The following is a 16,550-nucleotide window of genomic DNA, read 5'->3' as shown; positions in this document are numbered from 1 at the left end:
TCACGGTGGCTGATAAACAACATTATTTTACTTCTGCTGATGCTTCAATCGCTTGAAACTCTTCAGGATTCCATACCATTGGTTTAGGTTGCTTGCTAATCCAATGATGAAATGCTGTTTGTAGCTCTTTTACTTTTTCTGGATACTGGCTCGCTACATCCTTGCTTTCAGCAGGATCCACCTTGTCGTGATACAAATGTAATTGATTGCTACCATCATTATAGAAATACAAGGCCCAATCTTTATCACGGATAGCCCACGAACTTTTTGATAATTTTTCTAAGTGTGGATTTTTCGGTGCTTGATTAGTGTTGTAGGTAATATATTTCCAATAGTCTGCCCAGAATTGCTGATTCTCTTCACTATAATGTTTGGCTCCGGGGCCTGCCCAATAGAGATATTGATGAGGTGAGACCGTTTCTTTACCTGATAAGATCGGTAAAATATCTTTCCCATCTAATTTTAACGAATCAGGCAACGAAATTTTTGCTGCTTTAAGTGCGGTTGGTAAAATATCTATTGCCGAAATAAGCTGATCATTTTGGCTATTGGCTGGAATATGATTCGGCCAGGATACAATGAATGGAACACGTAATCCGCCATTATAGAGCTGCCCTTTGAATCCTCTATCCATACCATTTAAAGGCATTGGCGCTTCGTGTACGGAACCGTTATCAGAAAGGAAGAAAATCAAGGTATTCTCTAATTTTCCTTCTGCTTTTAATTTATCTATAATTTTGCCAATCCCTTCATCTGCTGCATTAATGGCAGCAAAATATTTATCTGCTTCAACATTCCCTGTATTAAAACGATCCATATATTTTGCTGGTGAAGCTTCTTCTAAAGGAATATGTGGCACACTATAAGCTAAATTTAAAAAGAAAGGTTTATCCCCGACTTTATCAATAAATTGTAGCGCTTCGTTGGTTAAGTTGTGTGTTAAATATCCCGGCGAGGCAACAGGCTTGTCATTACGCCATAATGCAGGAGAATGCCACAACGCCGCCCCTGAAACGAAATAACTATAAGAGTAATCAAAGCCACGATCTGTTGGGAAATAGCCTTTTTCTGGGACTGATGAAAAATTATCGTGATAATCCCGTGTTTTGAGATCTTCTGGCTGTGTGATTCTGCCAATTTTACGATCTCGGTTTATTTTTGCATTATGGTATTTACCAATATTCGCTGTGGCATAGCCATTTTCTTGGAATAATGCGGGTAATAATTTCACATCAAGTGGAATGCCATTAAAGGAATCATCATTGCTGTAAATACCAAAAGAGGCAGGGTAACGTCCAGTAAAAATACCTGCTCGAGAAGGTCCACATACAGGATGTGCGACAAACGCATTTGTCATTTTTACACCTGATGCGGCTAATTTAGACACATTTGGCATCGCTTTTTGTGCCGCCTCAATCATTTTATTAATATCGCCTTGATAGCGTGCTGCCACTGGACGCTGATTTAATGCCTCTGCGTCTAAACTATCTATCGCAAAATCTAACTGCCCTGAACCTAAGTCATCCATAACGATAACTAAAACATTTGGCCTGGTTGGTTCAGCCGCCTGTGCCTCAAAAGAAAATTGACTGACACCTGCCACCATAGCAGATAACAAACAAGTACTAAGCAATGAACGTTTCATTACGCCCTCCTCAAGTTGATCATTTTCATAATCTCTGCCGCTAACCCACCTTGTTGAATAATATCACGCATTCGGTGCATTAAAGGTGCCGTTTGACGGAAGAAAAGTTGATAAGATGGACACAAATAGTTGTGCTTAAATTTCTCACCTTTTAAATTGACAATACGATGTTTCGGGCAACCGCCATGACAAATCATTCGTACATCACATTTCTCGCATGCTTTGGTTAGGGTGTCTTTTTTCGCCTGCCCGAACTTTTGTTGCTTTGGCGAACGTGCAATCTCTGATAATGGCTGATGATGGATATTACCAATCCTATAATCAGGATAGACATAGTGATCGCACGAATAAACATCGCCATTTGCTTCCAGAACTAATGCGGAACCGCAAGTTTCAGTTTGGATACAACTCGTTGAAGGATAACCTAGCCACTGTCCTAATAAATTATCAAATTCACGGACAAAAATTTGCCCAACATCTTCTCTTACCCACACAGAAAACACATCAAGCAAAAAGCGTCCATAACCATCAGGCGGAACGGAAAATCCTGTCATTCTATAATTTTTACCCGGATTATAATCGCTACGTTGTAAAGAATAATTGGCGACTTCAACAATAGGAATAAACTGCATAAAGGTTGAACCGAGCGCTTTTAATGCTTGGTATGTTTCACGTCCTTTATGCCAATTTTTATCGTTGATAACCGTTAAGGTATTAAATTCCACTTCATACTCTTTCAAGAGATCAATGGCTTTTTTTACTCGCTCAAAGGTCGGTTGTCCATTTACGGAAATACGATAGCGATCGTGAACATCACTTAATCCATCTACAGAGATACCAATCAAAAAATTGTTTTGTTTAAAGAATTCTGCCCATTGTCGATTTAATGCAATCCCATTTGTCTGAAAACTATTTGTAATGGTTTTCCCATTGGCAAATTCTTGCTGAAAATCCACCGCTCTTTTAAAAAAATCCAAACCTAATAAAGTGGGTTCACCACCTTGCCAAGCAAAATCAACCTGATCGCCCGCGTGGGATTGAATATAATTTCGGGTGTAATCTCTCAATGTATCTTCTGACATCAAGCGGACATTATGCGTTAGAACCTGCTCTTTCTCTAAATAAAAGCAATACTCACATTTGATATTACAATGAAAGCTACTCGGCTTTGCCATCATATGAAAATAAGCGGGTGGGGACTGACGCATAAACACCTCCTAATGCGAAATTATCGTCATTTAATTTTAAAATAATCGCTGTTACACCTCTCTATATCAATCTATATTACTGATATGATCTTTGGTTCGTTACTTTGTATTATTTTAAATATTAATGGCTATAGTCAGAACAACAAAATTCGTTAAACAAAAAAATTAATAGAGGGGGAATTCCTTTCCCCCTTTTTATCGGATTAGCTATTTAAAACTTCCGTAACATAAGCACGAATTTCATCATCTTGGCAGTTATCAAAGAAACATTGTTGGAAACGTTCTCCGCTTACTGCTGTTTTGACTAATTCAGGATCAATGGCTCGTAAAGTATCTAAGTAATTCTCTTTTGCCACAGCCGCTTTGACTTGATTTAAAATCCCTGCATTACGCACTTGTGGTTCACGGCGTTCCACTGGGTAACCTTGACCGCGTTCACCTTCAAATGCTTTTTCAAACATATAGCGAACATTGAGTTCAGCGCCCCAACCAAATCCTTTAGCAAAAGCTAATGAAAGTGCATTCCCATTATTAATTTGTGAGAATAAGAACGCATCTGCTGGTTCAAGGCAGTAACCACATACTACCCCCGGATGAAGGTTTAATGACATTAATGCGCCTTGACCCGTACCACAACCTGCAACAACAAAATCCACTGCTTTAGAATTTAATAAAATACTCGCCATAATACCCAAGTGGATATAAGTAAGATGATGATCTTGTTCACTATTCATCCCTACGTTATAAACACTGTGTCCTTTTGGCTCAACCACATTTTTAAGTTCATTTAAGATAATTGGGTTTTTTGCCGCTTGGCTATTTTCCATCATTAATGCAATTTTCATTTTTCTTTCCTTTATATTAAAAAAATTTATGCTTATTTCGCTTGTAATTGATACATTTCGGCACCGGCTAATAAAAATGCGCCTACACCATAATCAATATTATCTTCCGCTTTCACTTCTCGAGGGTTAAAGGCCGGTAATTGAATCCACCCTAATTTCCCGTCATTATCGACCACGCTGACTAAACCAGACCATGCTTTTTCTACCACTGGAAGATAAGTTGCACGATCTAATACGCCTGAATTAATTCCCCAAGCCAGTGCATAGCAGAAAAGTGCCGTTGCACTACTTTCTTTCGCTGGGAATGTTTGTGGATCAAGTAAACTTGCTCGCCAGAAACCATCTTCGTGTTGGAATGGCAATACAATTTCCGCTAATTGACGATAAAGATCAAGATAGCGTTCACGCTCAGGGAAATCTTCTGGCATATCACGGAATAATCGAGGAATGGCAGCAATCACCCAGCCTACACCTCTTCCCCAAAAGACTTTCTCACCATTTTCTTCACGTAATTCACCCCCTTTTCCATCTGGGATATAGCGATAATCACGATAGAACAATCCTGTTTCTTTATCTTGTAGATGATCAACCGAATCCCACCAAGCTTGGTTAGCATAATCACGATATTTGCTTTCCCCTGTTAAGGTAGAAAGGGTAAAAAACACTTGTGGAGCCATAAAGAGTGAATCACACCACCACCAATCTTCACGTCCCGGTTTTGGATTTGCCAACATATCTTCCACAAAGTTAATGGTCGGTTCTAAGGCTTCAGGTTGGTTAAATAGTGGATACACATCAAGGTAAGGTTGTGCGCATACTAAATCATCGGCAAAACGTGCATGTGGTCCAGTACGGAAACCGGTATGCAAAGTGTAATTTAGCACACCATCTAAGAAAACTTGTTCGCCCGTTACTTTCCACGCATTAGACACACTCGCCCAAAATACAGCTCTATCCCAATCTGTATCTTTAATAAAACGGATACGTCCTGTACGGCGTACCACGGTACGGGTTTGATTTGCCGCTTGCCATTGATACACTTTCTTCATTACCGCAAGGGTTTGTTGTTGAGCGGTCATATTATTTCCCCTTATATTTTCTTTTTTACGCTATTGTTTTCTAAATTACATTTATTTAGCGCTAATTTATAGCCCATCTTCTTCGCTATCATTATCTTGCGCAAGATTATTGATATCTTCACGTAAATCTTTTATTTGGCTAAATTCGCCTCTTGCCAAACATTCGGTTAATTCTTTCAGTGAAAACTCTTCACGTTCTAATGCAGCATTCACAATCATTGATAAATTTGTTCCTGCAATCACTTCGACATTTTGATCATTTAATAAGATATTGATCGCACGATTACAAGGTGAGCCTCCATAAAGATCAACAAGGAACAATACGCCATCACCAGAATCCACGCGCGCTTTTGCAGATAAAAGTTGAGCCTCTAAATCATCTGTTGTCATTGACTCTAAAAAATCGACAAATTCTAATTGCGGTTGTTGCCCAACTATCGCCTCTACGGCAGAACGCATACCTGAGGCAAAATTGATATGACCTGATACTACGATACCTAACATAAACTGTCCTTACTTCTTGTCTTTTATCATCATCTGGTTTTGCAACATTTCAAAACCTAAACGACTATATTATTCTAGAAAGAAAATGAGGTTTCCCTCATTTTCCTTAATTTATCATTAATGGATTAAATAATGCCTATTAAATGTCCGATTACCCCGAAGGCAAGTGTACTGAAAATCAATACCGGTGGTTTTGCCCAGAAGCCTGTTCCTTTCACTAATTTAAACATTAGGAAGACCAGTGCAAGCGGTAATAGATTTGGCATAATTTTATCGAAAAGTGCGGTCTGTAATTCCACCACTTTTCCACCCATCTCAATACTTGCGGTGGTTTTAAATCGTATAAAGGTGGCACACAATGCCCCGATAACGAAAATCCCCATAATATTTGCCGCTTTAGCTAAACGTTCCGTAGAATCGCTCATACTCACCATTGCGGCTGTACCCGCTTTATATCCCATAAACATTAAGCTGAAATACACAAAGAAGTGCATAATTTGATATAGGATAAAGAAGACAAATGGACCTGCAATTGAACCTTCCATCGCAATAGATGAACCGAGTGCAAGGGTTAATGGCATAATCGTCATATGGTCAATACCATCACCAATCCCACCTGTTGGTCCCATACCTGCTACTTTCATTACGTTAATCGTAGAAGGTTTTTCTTTATTTTCTTCCATTGCAATCGCTGTACCGAGCAAGAAAGTGAATAACTTAGGACTTGCATTGAAAAATTGAAGATGGTTTTTCAATGATTTAGCTAAATCGTATTTGTTATTGCCGTGGATTTTTTTCAATGCAGGAATGATTGAATACGCCCAACCACCTGCTTGCATACGTTCAAAGTTGAAGTTTCCTTCCATGAACAAACCACGAATTGCACATTTCCACAGGTCACCTTTTGTGATCACTTTACGAACAGTCGTATCTTGATACGCATCAATATCATCAACAAGGCTTTCTGCTACTTGGTTGTTTACATTTTTAGATTCCATCTTCGAACTCCTGTGCTTGAGATTGGTTATTGTTATTGCCATTACCTGAGAAGTAGAAATAAAGTACTGCGATTGATCCACCGATAATTGCCACCGCCATAATTGGTAGTTTTAAGTAAGTTGTGGCAACGAAACCGATGAAAAATACGCCTGCCACTTGTTTTGACCACATAATTTTCAATAACATTGCAAAACCGATAGCGGGTACTAAACGCGCACCTAAACCTAATCCTTCCAAAATTTCTTTTGGTGAATTATTGTTGATCCAATCTGCTGCATGTTCACCGAAGTAAACGGTAATAAATGCAACAATTGCATAGAGTAAAGAACGTAATGAAATTGTTGAAATCAGTAAGAAATCAATCCCTTTTGTATTTGCTTGCTCTGCATATTCATCAGCTTTACCCATAGTAAATGAAGTTAAAGCAAAGAAACCAATTACTAACATTTGCATAAGTACAGCAATTGGCATACCCACACCCATTGCCACTTCTGCACTTTGTCCTGTCATTACCGCAAAGGCAACCGCCGCAATCGTCCCCATTGTTACATCAGGTGGCTGCGCACCTGCATTAGGCACTAAACCTAACCAAGCTAACTCTAATGTTGCCCCTGTAATAAGACCTAATTGCAAATCTCCCATAATCAAGCCAACAACAGGGCCTGTAATTAATGGACGGTGAATATTAAGTGCGACATCGTATTTATCAATACCGCAGAAGAACGCCCAAACGGCGACTAATAATGCTTCAGTTAACATAAATGCTCCTTACGAATATTAAAGATACTGTTTAATATCAATTTCTTGAGCATCTGGCGTATTTTGGATTGTGCAAGTTACTCCTGCATTCACCATACGACGGAAAGCATCAAGATCTTTTTCATCAACAGAAACGGTTTTAGTAATTTGGTTTTTACCTTCATGATAGTGCATATTCCCAATATTACAGTGTTTGATTGGCACACCACCTTCCACTAAACGTGCAACATCTGTTGGGTTGTTGCATAAAATGAAAATTTTCTGTTGTGGTGAGGCTTTATGAATCACATCAATGGTTTTTTGAATTGTGAAAAAACGTACTGCATATTCACCACCTGCTGAAGCTTTCATTCCTGCTTGCATAAAAGGGGCATTAGGACCTTCTGCGGCTTCATCATTTGCGACTAAAATTAAATTTGCTTCAGAATGCTTACCCCACGTAATCTTAATTTGACCGTGTAATAAACGTTCATCAATTCGCGTCCATACAATATTCGGTGTTGACATAAAACTCTCCTTAATAATTATGAATGAAATGGGTGAATGATAACGCCTTGAACCACACGGTTTACTTCACCTGTTGGGCAAGGATTATCTGTGGTAATACCACGGGTAAACGAACTATAAAATGAATTAATTTGTGCAAAGACAATGTACGGGAATAATAGTGCATAATCTGGTGCATCAGCAAAGCCTGCGATATTCACTACATCTCGTCCTTCTACGCCCGATTGTGCGGTTAAGCACACAATGCGTGTTGCAATACCATCTCTGCATAATTCATTATATAAATCAATATCATATAAACGTGTATAAGGTTGATTTGAAAGGAATTGAACCACTGTTGTTTTATTATTAACAATAGATTTTGGTCCGTGACGGAACCCAAGGGAAGAATCATAAGTGGCAACAATACGTCCCGCAGTTAATTCTAAAATTTTTAGTGCTGATTCTTGTGCTAATCCTTGTAATCCACCACTACCGAGGTAAATAATGCGATCAATATCCACTGTGGCTAACTGACGAGCAACTTCAACATACTGTGGAATTAATTTTGCTGTGGCATCTGTAATGAAACCTAATTGCTCCGTAACTGAGCCTTTTGGTAATAAAAACACGGATAAGGCAGAAAGCATCATTGAGCTAAAACTAGATGTCATTGCAAATCCACCATCATTGGTTTGAGGTGGCATTAATAATGCTAAAGTGCGGTCATTTTTTTGCGCATTTTGATATAACGCCCCTTGCTCGTTACAAGTAATAAATAAATGATAGCAATTCGTTAAACATTGATTTGCCAATTCCACTGCTGCCACACTTTCAGGACTATTTCCAGAACGAGCAAATGAAATAAGTAATGTTGGCACATCTTGAGCGAAATATTGGTAAGGGTTAGAAACAATATCCGTTGTCGCAATGGATTCAACACGTTTATCCGTCATTGTAAGCACAAAAGGTTGCAAAGAATGCCCGACAAAAGCCGATGTTCCTGCGCCGGTAAAAATAATGCGTCCATTTGTTGCATTTATTACGGGGGCAATAAAATCGAGAATTTCTTGACGGCGCTGATCCAACATTTGCAAACTTTCTTTCCACGCTTGCGGCTGCTGTTCGATCTCTTTTGCTGTCATAATGGCTTTCCCTGCCACTAAATCATTCTCCGAGATACCTAAATAAGTTGTCATATTTCTATCCTTTCCTTAATGATTAAAAAAACTGGCTTTGGCATATTGTCTAACCACAGCACGCACTTTATCTAGCACAAGATCTTTTGCTTTAGGCAATATTTTTCCTTCACGTACAGCCAAATATTGTTCTGGTAAGTACTGGCTAAGTAATGGAAGTGGAATATCCATTTGAGCAAAATTGGTAAATAATTTATCCACTGCCTTAGCAATATCAGGATTCGTCCAGTAATAACGAATACGATCACTAAAGCTAAAACTTCTTGCAAAACACTGTTCTAATTCGCTGCCGTGATAATATTTTTTCCAGTTTTCAGGGTGTGCAAGCATTTGTGCTTCTAATACAGTACGTAAATTTGAACATTGTGTGGCTGGGAATAAGTATTCTTCCATTGCACACAGCGCATATAAACCTTCACGTAAAGCAAAGGTGAGCGCTGGCCCTACTTTCAAAATAGCAAAATGATTTTTAACTAACGCCTTATAAGCTTCTTCTGTTTGATAATCGGTGGAGTGCGCTTCAAACACAAGATTTTCATAATCATTCACCACTTGGCTTAATGCTTGTGCTTTCTCAGGAACAAAATCAATCACTTTAGTATGGTCAAATTCCACTCCCGGTTGTACCACTAAGCCAACAACACGTGGCCAAATATGATCTAAGCCAACGCGAGAAAAGGCTTCTTGATGTGCATTAATGGTCGCTTTTGCAGCTTGTGGCGAAGTCACCTCTAATTCTGCAATTTCTTCTGCTTCCCCACCCGGTACAGGAACTTCTGTTCCAACAATATAAACGATACGATTTGCTAATCCTTGTTTCTCTGCGGTTTGTTCTGCTATTACAGCTAAACGTGCAGCACGTTCTGCGACAATGCTATCTGAAAGAGGAATAGGATCACCTTGACAAGACATACTGCAATCTAAGTGGATTTTTTCAAACCCTGCAGTAACATAAGCTTCAATTAATTTTTCTGCATTTACCATAGCCTCTTCTGCCGGCAATCCTTGCCAGCGGTTAGGCCCTAAATGATCGCCACCTAAAATTAATTGCGCTCTTGGAAAACCCACTTGATCTGCTAATTGTTCAACGAAATGACGAAAATCTGCTGGTGTCATTCCTGTATAACCACCAAATTGATCCACTTGGTTGGATGTTGCCTCTATCAACAAAGGGGTGTTATCTTCTTTGGCTTGTAATAAAGCGGCTTCTAAAACAAGCGGGTGAGCAGAGCAAACAGAATAAATTCCGACAACTTCACCTGCTTTATGTCTTTTAATAAGGTTGAGCAATATACTCATTTTTGTTTACTTCCTTTTAGGTGGGTCAAATTTCGTTTAATGAAGATGAAAGAAATCACGCTTTCGTATTACTTTAACTGAATTATAATGAAAGCAATCAAAACATAAAAACACCAAAATCGAAATCTGTGATCTAATTCACAAAATAAAATAATTTTTCTAAAACGACGTTTTAAAATATGGAGATTACCATTTTTTTATGAAAAAATAACCGCACTTTGTTTCATTAAGACGTAGCGCAAAGTGCAACTTAATCAAAGATAAGGAGTAATCAGATGAGTATTTCACGTCGTAATTTTATTAAAGGTGTTGCGACAACGGGTGCGGTAGCTGCGCTGTCAAGCACTGCGGTAAATGCAGTCGCCAATAATAATGCTAAAGAGTCGGCAAAAAAATCCAACAATCCCCCACTTAACCTATTAATCGTGTTTCCTGATGAAATGCGTGCAATGGCACAAGGATTCAAAAAGCAAGATCCTGCAATCACACCACATTTAGATGCCTTTGCTCAAACAGCAAAAGTGATGGATCAAATGGTTTCTAACTATCCATTATGCTCTCCATTCCGTGGTATGTTTATGACCGGTAAATACCCACAACATAGTGGCGTAACAGGGAATACGCACGACTATGGTGGTAAAGTCGGTATTGAGTTATCACCTTATGCAAAATGTTGGTCTGATGTATTAAAAGAGGAAGGCTATTCATTAGGTTACATCGGTAAATGGCATTTAGATGTGCCACAAGAGCCGTACATTAAAAGCTACAACAACCCAATGGAAGGGCGCTACTGGAACGACTGGACACCACCAGATCGCCGCCACGGTTTTGATTTCTGGTATTCTTATGGTACTTATGATCTCCATTTAAAACCAATGTACTGGGGAAATGACACACCACGTGAATATCCTCAATATGTAGATCAATGGGGGCCAGAACACGAAGCGGATATGGCGATTAAATACCTTCGTAATGAAGAAAATAAATATCGTGATCCAAACAAACCATTTGCATTAGTGGTTTCAATGAACCCGCCACATTCTCCTTATGATCAAGTCCCACAAAAATATTTGGATATGTACCCACAAAGCTCTAAAGAACTCAACAGCCGTCCAAATGTCGATTGGGATAAAAAATATCAAGAAGGCTATGGCCCTCAATATTTCAAAGAATATCTTGCAATGGTTTCAGGCGTCGATGAACAATTCGGCCGTATCCTTGCTGAATTAGACAAACAAGGTTTAGCGGATAATACATTAGTAGTCTTCTTCTCTGATCACGGTTGCTGTATGGGATCTCACGGTAAACCAACCAAAAATAATATCTATGAAGAATCTATGCGTGTGCCAATGATGTTCCGCTTACCGGGTAAAATCCCTGCGGGTGTCAATGAGAGCTTAATGTCTGCGCCAGATATTTATCCAACGATCTTAGATTTACTTGGTTTGAAAGGCAGTATCCCTGATAGTGTAGAAGGCGTTAGCCTTGCTGAACAGGTATTACACGATAAAGGTGAAAGCCCGACTTCTCAACTTTATCTCTTTGTCCCTTATGGTCAACCATCATTTGGTCGTCGTGGCGTGCGGACCAAAACTCACACTTTAGAAATTGATCGTCAAGATGGTGAACCGCTTAAATACACACTCTTTGATAATGTGGCTGATCCATACCAAATGAAGAATATTGCGGAAAGCAATCCTGAATTGGTACAAAAATTAATCAAAGAAGAATTAATCCCGTGGTTAGAAAAAACGGGCGATTCTTGGCGTCCCGTTGAGTTTATTACTGGCCCAACGAAAAAAATGAAAAAGCAACTTGAAAGCTGTGCTACACCAAAAGCTTAATCGTTGCTAATTGCTCTCACTGAAGCTATTTGAGTCTTCAGTGAGAGTATATAGGAGCAAATAAATGACAACAGATCCCAAAATTCGCTTTACTGAACGACCTTATTTAGCTCACGAACATCCCCAATTTCAGGATTATTGGCGAGCCTTTAAGGAAAGATTGCAGCGTTCAATAAAACGAAAAGCCTGCTTTAGCAAAACCGATCCTCTTATTGATAAACAGCTAAAACAGGCATTTACGCAAGATTCCACTTTTTCACAAGAAAAGTTTGAATTACTGGTTGAATATTTTATTCGCTCCTTTTTTCATTATGCCAATGATGACTATGCCCGTGCCGATTATCACGGTTATCCATCAGAACAAGGAATGGTTTCTGATTCTATTGAAGGGGCGGCACGCAATTATCCTCTGTTAGCCGCCTATTTACATTATCAGTCCGCTCCCTCTCATCCCCTTTTTCAGCAAGTTCAACAGGCTTTATCAACGGGTTTTCTCAATGCAACCAATCCCCATCATTCAGGTTACTGGGGAAAGTTAAAAAGTTTTCAGCAAACGATCTGCGAAAGTGCTGATTTCGCCCTTTCCCTTTGGCTGAGTAAAGCCCATATTTGGCAACACTACAACGCTTCACAACAGCAACAGATTATTGATTGGCTACGTCAAATCAATCACGTGCAAACGGTAGACAATAACTGGCATTTGTTTATCTTATTAGTGCAATTGGTCGTCAAAGATCTTGCTGGCATTGATGAAATCAATCAAGAACGTTATCAACGTATTAAAGAATTTTATGTTGGCAATGGCTGGTTTAGAGATGGCGAAAAAGGTAATTTCGATTACTACAATTCTTGGGGCTTTCACTATGGGTTATTTTGGCTCGATCAAATCGCTCCAGATTTTGACCGCACTTTTATTCAACAAAGTGCGGTGCAATTTTGTCAAGATTTTCATTATTTATTCGCGCCACAAGGTTTTGCTTTTTTTGGGCGTAGCCTGCCTTACCGTTTTGCTGCACCAACGGCGTTAATCAGCACAATGATTCAGCAAGAAAAAACGAATGGACAAGGAAAACGTATCCTATCCCAACTGACCCATTTTTTGATTCAACAGCACGCTATTCAACAAGGCAATGTTACCCAAGGACTCTTTGAAACAGATAGGCGACTGGTTGATCCTTACAGCGGTGCGGCAAGTGGGTTGTGGTCGTTACGTCCTTTTATTTTATTACTTTATGCTGGTCAAAAGATTCATTTCTGGCAAACTGCCGAACAGCCACTTGCCATTGAAAAACAGGATTATGATATTCAAATCCCAGCGATTAATTTACGCATTATTGGCACACAAGCAACCCAAGAAATTATCGCCCAATTTCAGCATCAACAATACCCCAATTTGCCGTTCCAGCAAGCCTGTTTACAACAGCAAAATGGACGAATGAAGATCATAGAATGGCTTTGTGGGCGTTCCACTCGAGGCAAAAATAATTTACTACGAAAAGGGGTAACAACATTTTCATCAAAACTCTCTCTTTATCTTTCCAATAAAGAGAAAAAATAACAAAAAAACCACCGCACTTTTCTATGCGACAGTTTTATGCGAAGGATAAATTAGCAAAAAATAAGGCGGAATAATCCGCCTTAACCAATTTTGCAATGCTATTCCGCGACAGGATAATGCTGATAACCTAACTGTTTAGACACATTTCTGCCTGCTTGATGAAGCATCTCCACCAGCTGGGCAAGGTTTTCTTTTTCAAAACGAACTAGCGGTAAAGAGAGAGAAATCGCGGCAACAATATGCCCTAGACGATCATAAATAGGTGCGGCAACACAATGTAAGCCAACTTCCTGCTCCTCTTTATCTTCTGCATAGTGCTGTTCGCGTACTAACGCCAGTTCTTGTTTAAGCGCTTCAACATTCGGTAATGTGTTTGCGGTATGTTGAACAAACTCAACATTTTCCAGCAAGGTTTCCACTTCCTCGTCCGTCAGCGCCGAAAGCAATACTTTTCCAATCGCCGTACTATAAGTGGGATTTCTACGCCCCACACGAGAATACATTCTTAGGCTGTAAGTAGAATCAATTTTATGCAAATAAACAATTTCATTGCCATCTAATGCACCTAAATGCAAGGTTTCGCCTGTTTGCTTTGAAATCACTTCCATTTCTTTATTGGCAAGCTCAATAAGATCCACATATTCTAACGCCCTTGCACTAATTTCAAACAATTTCAGAGTGAGGCGATATTTATCTGTATCTCCTTCCTGTGCCACAATACCAAGGGATTTCATCGTTTGTAGAAAGCGGTAAATGGTGCTTTTGGACATCATCAAACGCTGAGCCAATTCTGTTACACCAATTTCTTTTTTCTCGCTGAGTGCATCCACAATGCCAAATACTTTTAGCACGGAGGAAACCACATCGGGTTGAGTATCTTTTTCCATATTTCTGTAACATCTCAAAATTTAGTCAATTGTCCTCAATATATTAACACAAGCTATAATTTTGAAAAGCCACAAAACAAAATGAAACTATATTTCAATTTTATTGAAAGAAAAAATAAATCCTCGTATAATTTATTTATTTTCACTTGCCTGATCACAAAAGGAGGAAAAACAGTGAAAAAAATTGCAATTATCGGCGAATGTATGATCGAACTCAACGGTGAACCCTTCGGGAATATGTGGCAAACCTATGGAGGTGATACCTTAAACACCGCCACTTATCTCTCTCGCATTAGTTCCCCTCACGACATCGAAGTTCACTATATTTCCGCAATGGGTAATGACAAACTCAGCCAACAAATGATCCAACATTGGCAACAAGATCACATTCATACGGAAAATGTGCTGATTGCTCCCTCACGCCAAGCGGGGCTTTATTTAATCCAGTTAGATAAATTTGGCGAGCGCACTTTCCTTTACTGGCGTTCTGAATCTGCCGCACGTTATTTACTCCAACACCCTGATTATCCTCAAGTACAAAACAGCCTTGCTGAAATGGATATGATTTATTTGAGCGGAATCTCTCTTGCGATTTTGCCTGATGCAGATCGTAATGCCCTCATTAGCCAGCTTCAACAACTGGCTAAACAAGGGGTAAAAATTGCTTTTGACAGTAACTACCGCCCAAAACTTTGGGAATCCGTACAAAAAACACAAGAAATTTACACCGCACTTTATCCGTGCATTCATCTTGCATTAGTTACCTTTGATGATGAACAAGCACTCTGGGGAGATAAACAACCTGCACAATCAATACAACGTTTAAAACAACTTGGGGTAAAAAATATTGTCCTGAAGCAAGGTAAAGAAGGCGCATTATTCTGCGATGAACAAGGTAACGAACAGAATGTGAGTACCACGCCTGTTACCAATGTGGTTGATACCACTTCGGCAGGCGATGCGTTCAATGCAGGCTTTTTAAATGGCTACCTGCGTAATAAACCTGCACAACAATGCTGTCAACAAGGTAATCAAGTGGCGGGTATCGTCATTCAACACAAGGGGGCGATTATTGATAAAACCGCCACCGAACATCTCATTCATCAATTTAACTAAGGAAGATAAAATGAATACTACGCAAATCGTTGAAAAACTTCGTCAATTAAAAGTCATTCCTGTTATTGCCTTAGACAACGCACAGGATATTATCCCACTTGCGGAAACCCTCGCCAATAATGGGTTACCCGTTGTGGAAATCACTTTCCGCTCAGCAGCTGCCGAAGAAGCCATTCGTTTAATTCGCCAACATAACCCGAATATTCTGATTGCGGCAGGTACAGTTCTGACCAGTGAACAAGTTGTTCAAGCCAAAAATGCAGGTGCCGATTGCATTGTTACACCAGGCTTCAATCCAAAAATTGTCAAACTTTGCCAAGAATTGAATATCCCTGTTATGCCGGGGGTGAACAACCCGATGTCGATTGAAGCGGCATTAGAACTAGGCGTAACCGCAGTGAAATTCTTCCCAGCCGAAGCCTCTGGTGGAGTGAAAATGATCAAAGCCTTACTTGGCCCTTATGCGCAATTACAAATTATGCCAACCGGCGGAATTAGCGTAAACAATATTAAAGACTATCTCGCCATTCCAAATGTGGTCGCTTGCGGTGGCTCTTGGTTCGTAGAAAAATCCCTTATCAACAGCCAAAACTGGGATGAAATCGGCCGTTTAGTACGTGAAGCCGTAGCAATTACCAACGCTTAACTACAAAACAAAGTCCTAAAATAAAAGTGCGGTGGAAAATTTTGAAAAATTCCACCGCACTTTTAATTTGGAACAGATCAAACTCTATAATATGTGCATTGTTCTTTTTGTAAAAAACACTTGCTTGTCAAACGTTCAAAAGGTAGTAAAATAACTACAATTTTAATAAGGAGGACAATATGGCGATTACTGTTACCTCAAAAGAATTTAATCAACGTGCTAGCTATGTATTGAAACTCTCTGAAACCCAGCCTGTTTTTATTACCAAATGGGGAAAGATTGTCAGTGTGTTGTCGAACTATCAGGATTATCGCAAAGCACGATCAGAACCCAGTTTTGAAGAGCTATTTGGACAACCTGCAACAAGTGTTAGCGATAAAAACATTGAAGATTTCGATCAAATTCTTGCAGACATTCGTAAAGATACTCATATGTGTGATGTGGAATTTGATTAGAAAAATATCTAACTCACAGAT

General features: G+C 39.4%; 16 protein-coding genes. 5 read left to right on the top strand and 11 right to left on the bottom strand.

Annotation, left to right across the window (positions count from 1 at the left end; translation table 11 throughout):
* Positions 1–22 precede the first annotated feature (22 nt).
* From L4F91_RS03050 to kbaZ, 10 genes are all read right to left on the bottom strand, one after another.
* On the bottom strand, positions 23–1,645 hold the full coding sequence (locus L4F91_RS03050; RefSeq protein WP_250364268.1) for a sulfatase: 1,623 nt from the start codon (positions 1,643–1,645) through the stop codon (positions 23–25).
* Complete coding sequence (locus L4F91_RS03045) at positions 1,645–2,853, bottom strand: anaerobic sulfatase maturase (protein WP_395897195.1); 1,209 nt, start codon at positions 2,851–2,853, stop codon at positions 1,645–1,647. The genes L4F91_RS03050 and L4F91_RS03045 overlap by 1 nt, the downstream gene beginning before the upstream one ends.
* 203 nt (positions 2,854–3,056) lie before the next feature.
* Positions 3,057–3,698, bottom strand: a complete 642-nt coding sequence (locus L4F91_RS03040) for an RpiB/LacA/LacB family sugar-phosphate isomerase (protein WP_250364266.1) — start codon at positions 3,696–3,698, stop codon at positions 3,057–3,059.
* Positions 3,699–3,730: 32 nt separating this feature from the next.
* Complete coding sequence (locus L4F91_RS03035) at positions 3,731–4,777, bottom strand: glycoside hydrolase family 105 protein (RefSeq protein WP_395897193.1); 1,047 nt, start codon at positions 4,775–4,777, stop codon at positions 3,731–3,733.
* 66 nt (positions 4,778–4,843) lie between these two features.
* Complete coding sequence (gene agaF / locus L4F91_RS03030) at positions 4,844–5,281, bottom strand: PTS galactosamine/N-acetylgalactosamine transporter subunit IIA (protein ID WP_395897191.1); 438 nt, start codon at positions 5,279–5,281, stop codon at positions 4,844–4,846.
* Between the two features lie 125 nt (positions 5,282–5,406).
* Positions 5,407–6,279: a PTS system mannose/fructose/sorbose family transporter subunit IID gene (locus L4F91_RS03025; protein WP_250350700.1), complete on the bottom strand. Its 873-nt coding sequence runs from the start codon at positions 6,277–6,279 to the stop codon at positions 5,407–5,409.
* Positions 6,269–7,039 carry a PTS N-acetylgalactosamine transporter subunit IIC gene (gene agaW / locus L4F91_RS03020; RefSeq protein ID WP_250350701.1) on the bottom strand — a complete coding sequence of 257 codons (771 nt, stop codon included), beginning with the start codon at positions 7,037–7,039 and terminating at the stop codon, positions 6,269–6,271. Before agaW ends, L4F91_RS03025 begins: the two co-directional genes overlap by 11 nt.
* Before the next feature lie 18 nt (positions 7,040–7,057).
* Positions 7,058–7,546, bottom strand: a complete 489-nt coding sequence (gene agaV / locus L4F91_RS03015; protein WP_250350702.1) for a PTS N-acetylgalactosamine transporter subunit IIB — start codon at positions 7,544–7,546, stop codon at positions 7,058–7,060.
* Positions 7,547–7,563: 17 nt separating this feature from the next.
* Positions 7,564–8,724, bottom strand: coding sequence for an SIS domain-containing protein (locus L4F91_RS03010; protein ID WP_250350703.1), 1,161 nt, complete (start codon positions 8,722–8,724; stop codon positions 7,564–7,566).
* A gap of 15 nt (positions 8,725–8,739) precedes the next feature.
* The gene (gene kbaZ / locus L4F91_RS03005; protein ID WP_250350704.1) at positions 8,740–10,023 is read right to left on the bottom strand and encodes a tagatose-bisphosphate aldolase subunit KbaZ; all 1,284 of its coding nucleotides are present in this window, start codon (positions 10,021–10,023) and stop codon (positions 8,740–8,742) included.
* 275 nt (positions 10,024–10,298) lie between these two features.
* On the opposite strand from kbaZ, the gene L4F91_RS03000 reads away from it, so the two are divergent.
* Together L4F91_RS03000 and L4F91_RS02995 are read left to right on the top strand one after the other, a co-directional pair.
* The gene (locus tag L4F91_RS03000) at positions 10,299–11,867 is read left to right on the top strand and encodes a sulfatase-like hydrolase/transferase (RefSeq protein ID WP_250350705.1); all 1,569 of its coding nucleotides are present in this window, start codon (positions 10,299–10,301) and stop codon (positions 11,865–11,867) included.
* A 64-nt stretch (positions 11,868–11,931) separates the two neighbouring features.
* Positions 11,932–13,425, top strand: a complete 1,494-nt coding sequence (locus L4F91_RS02995; protein ID WP_250350706.1) for a DUF2264 domain-containing protein — start codon at positions 11,932–11,934, stop codon at positions 13,423–13,425.
* 98 nt (positions 13,426–13,523) lie between these two features.
* Here L4F91_RS02995 and kdgR read toward each other — a convergent pair whose 3' ends face one another.
* Positions 13,524–14,312, bottom strand: a complete 789-nt coding sequence (kdgR, locus tag L4F91_RS02990) for a DNA-binding transcriptional regulator KdgR (RefSeq protein WP_250364259.1) — start codon at positions 14,310–14,312, stop codon at positions 13,524–13,526.
* Between the two features lie 174 nt (positions 14,313–14,486).
* On the opposite strand from kdgR, the gene L4F91_RS02985 reads away from it, so the two are divergent.
* The 3 genes from L4F91_RS02985 (at position 14,487) to L4F91_RS02975 (ending at position 16,529) form a co-directional block, all read left to right on the top strand.
* A complete protein-coding gene (locus tag L4F91_RS02985) occupies positions 14,487–15,428 on the top strand; it encodes a sugar kinase (RefSeq protein ID WP_395897186.1) in 942 nt (313 codons plus the stop codon).
* A gap of 10 nt (positions 15,429–15,438) precedes the next feature.
* Positions 15,439–16,074: a bifunctional 4-hydroxy-2-oxoglutarate aldolase/2-dehydro-3-deoxy-phosphogluconate aldolase gene (locus L4F91_RS02980; protein WP_265777281.1), complete on the top strand. Its 636-nt coding sequence runs from the start codon at positions 15,439–15,441 to the stop codon at positions 16,072–16,074.
* Between the two features lie 179 nt (positions 16,075–16,253).
* Positions 16,254–16,529 carry a type II toxin-antitoxin system Phd/YefM family antitoxin gene (locus tag L4F91_RS02975; protein ID WP_250350710.1) on the top strand — a complete coding sequence of 92 codons (276 nt, stop codon included), beginning with the start codon at positions 16,254–16,256 and terminating at the stop codon, positions 16,527–16,529.
* Positions 16,530–16,550: the final 21 nt, after the last annotated feature.

The sequence above is a fragment of the Avibacterium sp. 20-126 genome, from assembly GCF_044358625.1.
Classification (GTDB): Bacteria; Pseudomonadota; Gammaproteobacteria; order Enterobacterales; family Pasteurellaceae; genus Avibacterium.
The sequence above is the reverse complement of the archived record's forward strand: the minus strand, read 5'-3'. Positions and strand labels throughout refer to the sequence as shown.

What these genes read in the sequence shown, in the direction of transcription:
- L4F91_RS02995 (WP_250350706.1), top strand. Translation starts at nt 11,932, where the DNA reads ATGACAACAGATCCCAAAATTCGCTTTACTGAACGACCTTATTTAGCT.
- L4F91_RS03050 (WP_250364268.1), bottom strand. Translation starts at nt 1,645, where the DNA reads ATGAAACGTTCATTGCTTAGTACTTGTTTGTTATCTGCTATGGTGGCA.
- agaW (WP_250350701.1), bottom strand. Translation starts at nt 7,039, where the DNA reads ATGTTAACTGAAGCATTATTAGTCGCCGTTTGGGCGTTCTTCTGCGGT.
- kbaZ (WP_250350704.1), bottom strand. Translation starts at nt 10,023, where the DNA reads ATGAGTATATTGCTCAACCTTATTAAAAGACATAAAGCAGGTGAAGTT.
- L4F91_RS02975 (WP_250350710.1), top strand. Translation starts at nt 16,254, where the DNA reads ATGGCGATTACTGTTACCTCAAAAGAATTTAATCAACGTGCTAGCTAT.
- L4F91_RS03000 (WP_250350705.1), top strand. Translation starts at nt 10,299, where the DNA reads ATGAGTATTTCACGTCGTAATTTTATTAAAGGTGTTGCGACAACGGGT.
- kdgR (WP_250364259.1), bottom strand. Translation starts at nt 14,312, where the DNA reads ATGGAAAAAGATACTCAACCCGATGTGGTTTCCTCCGTGCTAAAAGTA.
- L4F91_RS03035 (WP_395897193.1), bottom strand. Translation starts at nt 4,777, where the DNA reads ATGACCGCTCAACAACAAACCCTTGCGGTAATGAAGAAAGTGTATCAA.
- L4F91_RS03010 (WP_250350703.1), bottom strand. Translation starts at nt 8,724, where the DNA reads ATGACAACTTATTTAGGTATCTCGGAGAATGATTTAGTGGCAGGGAAA.
- agaV (WP_250350702.1), bottom strand. Translation starts at nt 7,546, where the DNA reads ATGTCAACACCGAATATTGTATGGACGCGAATTGATGAACGTTTATTA.
- L4F91_RS02980 (WP_265777281.1), top strand. Translation starts at nt 15,439, where the DNA reads ATGAATACTACGCAAATCGTTGAAAAACTTCGTCAATTAAAAGTCATT.
- L4F91_RS03025 (WP_250350700.1), bottom strand. Translation starts at nt 6,279, where the DNA reads ATGGAATCTAAAAATGTAAACAACCAAGTAGCAGAAAGCCTTGTTGAT.
- agaF (WP_395897191.1), bottom strand. Translation starts at nt 5,281, where the DNA reads ATGTTAGGTATCGTAGTATCAGGTCATATCAATTTTGCCTCAGGTATG.
- L4F91_RS03045 (WP_395897195.1), bottom strand. Translation starts at nt 2,853, where the DNA reads ATGCGTCAGTCCCCACCCGCTTATTTTCATATGATGGCAAAGCCGAGT.
- L4F91_RS03040 (WP_250364266.1), bottom strand. Translation starts at nt 3,698, where the DNA reads ATGAAAATTGCATTAATGATGGAAAATAGCCAAGCGGCAAAAAACCCA.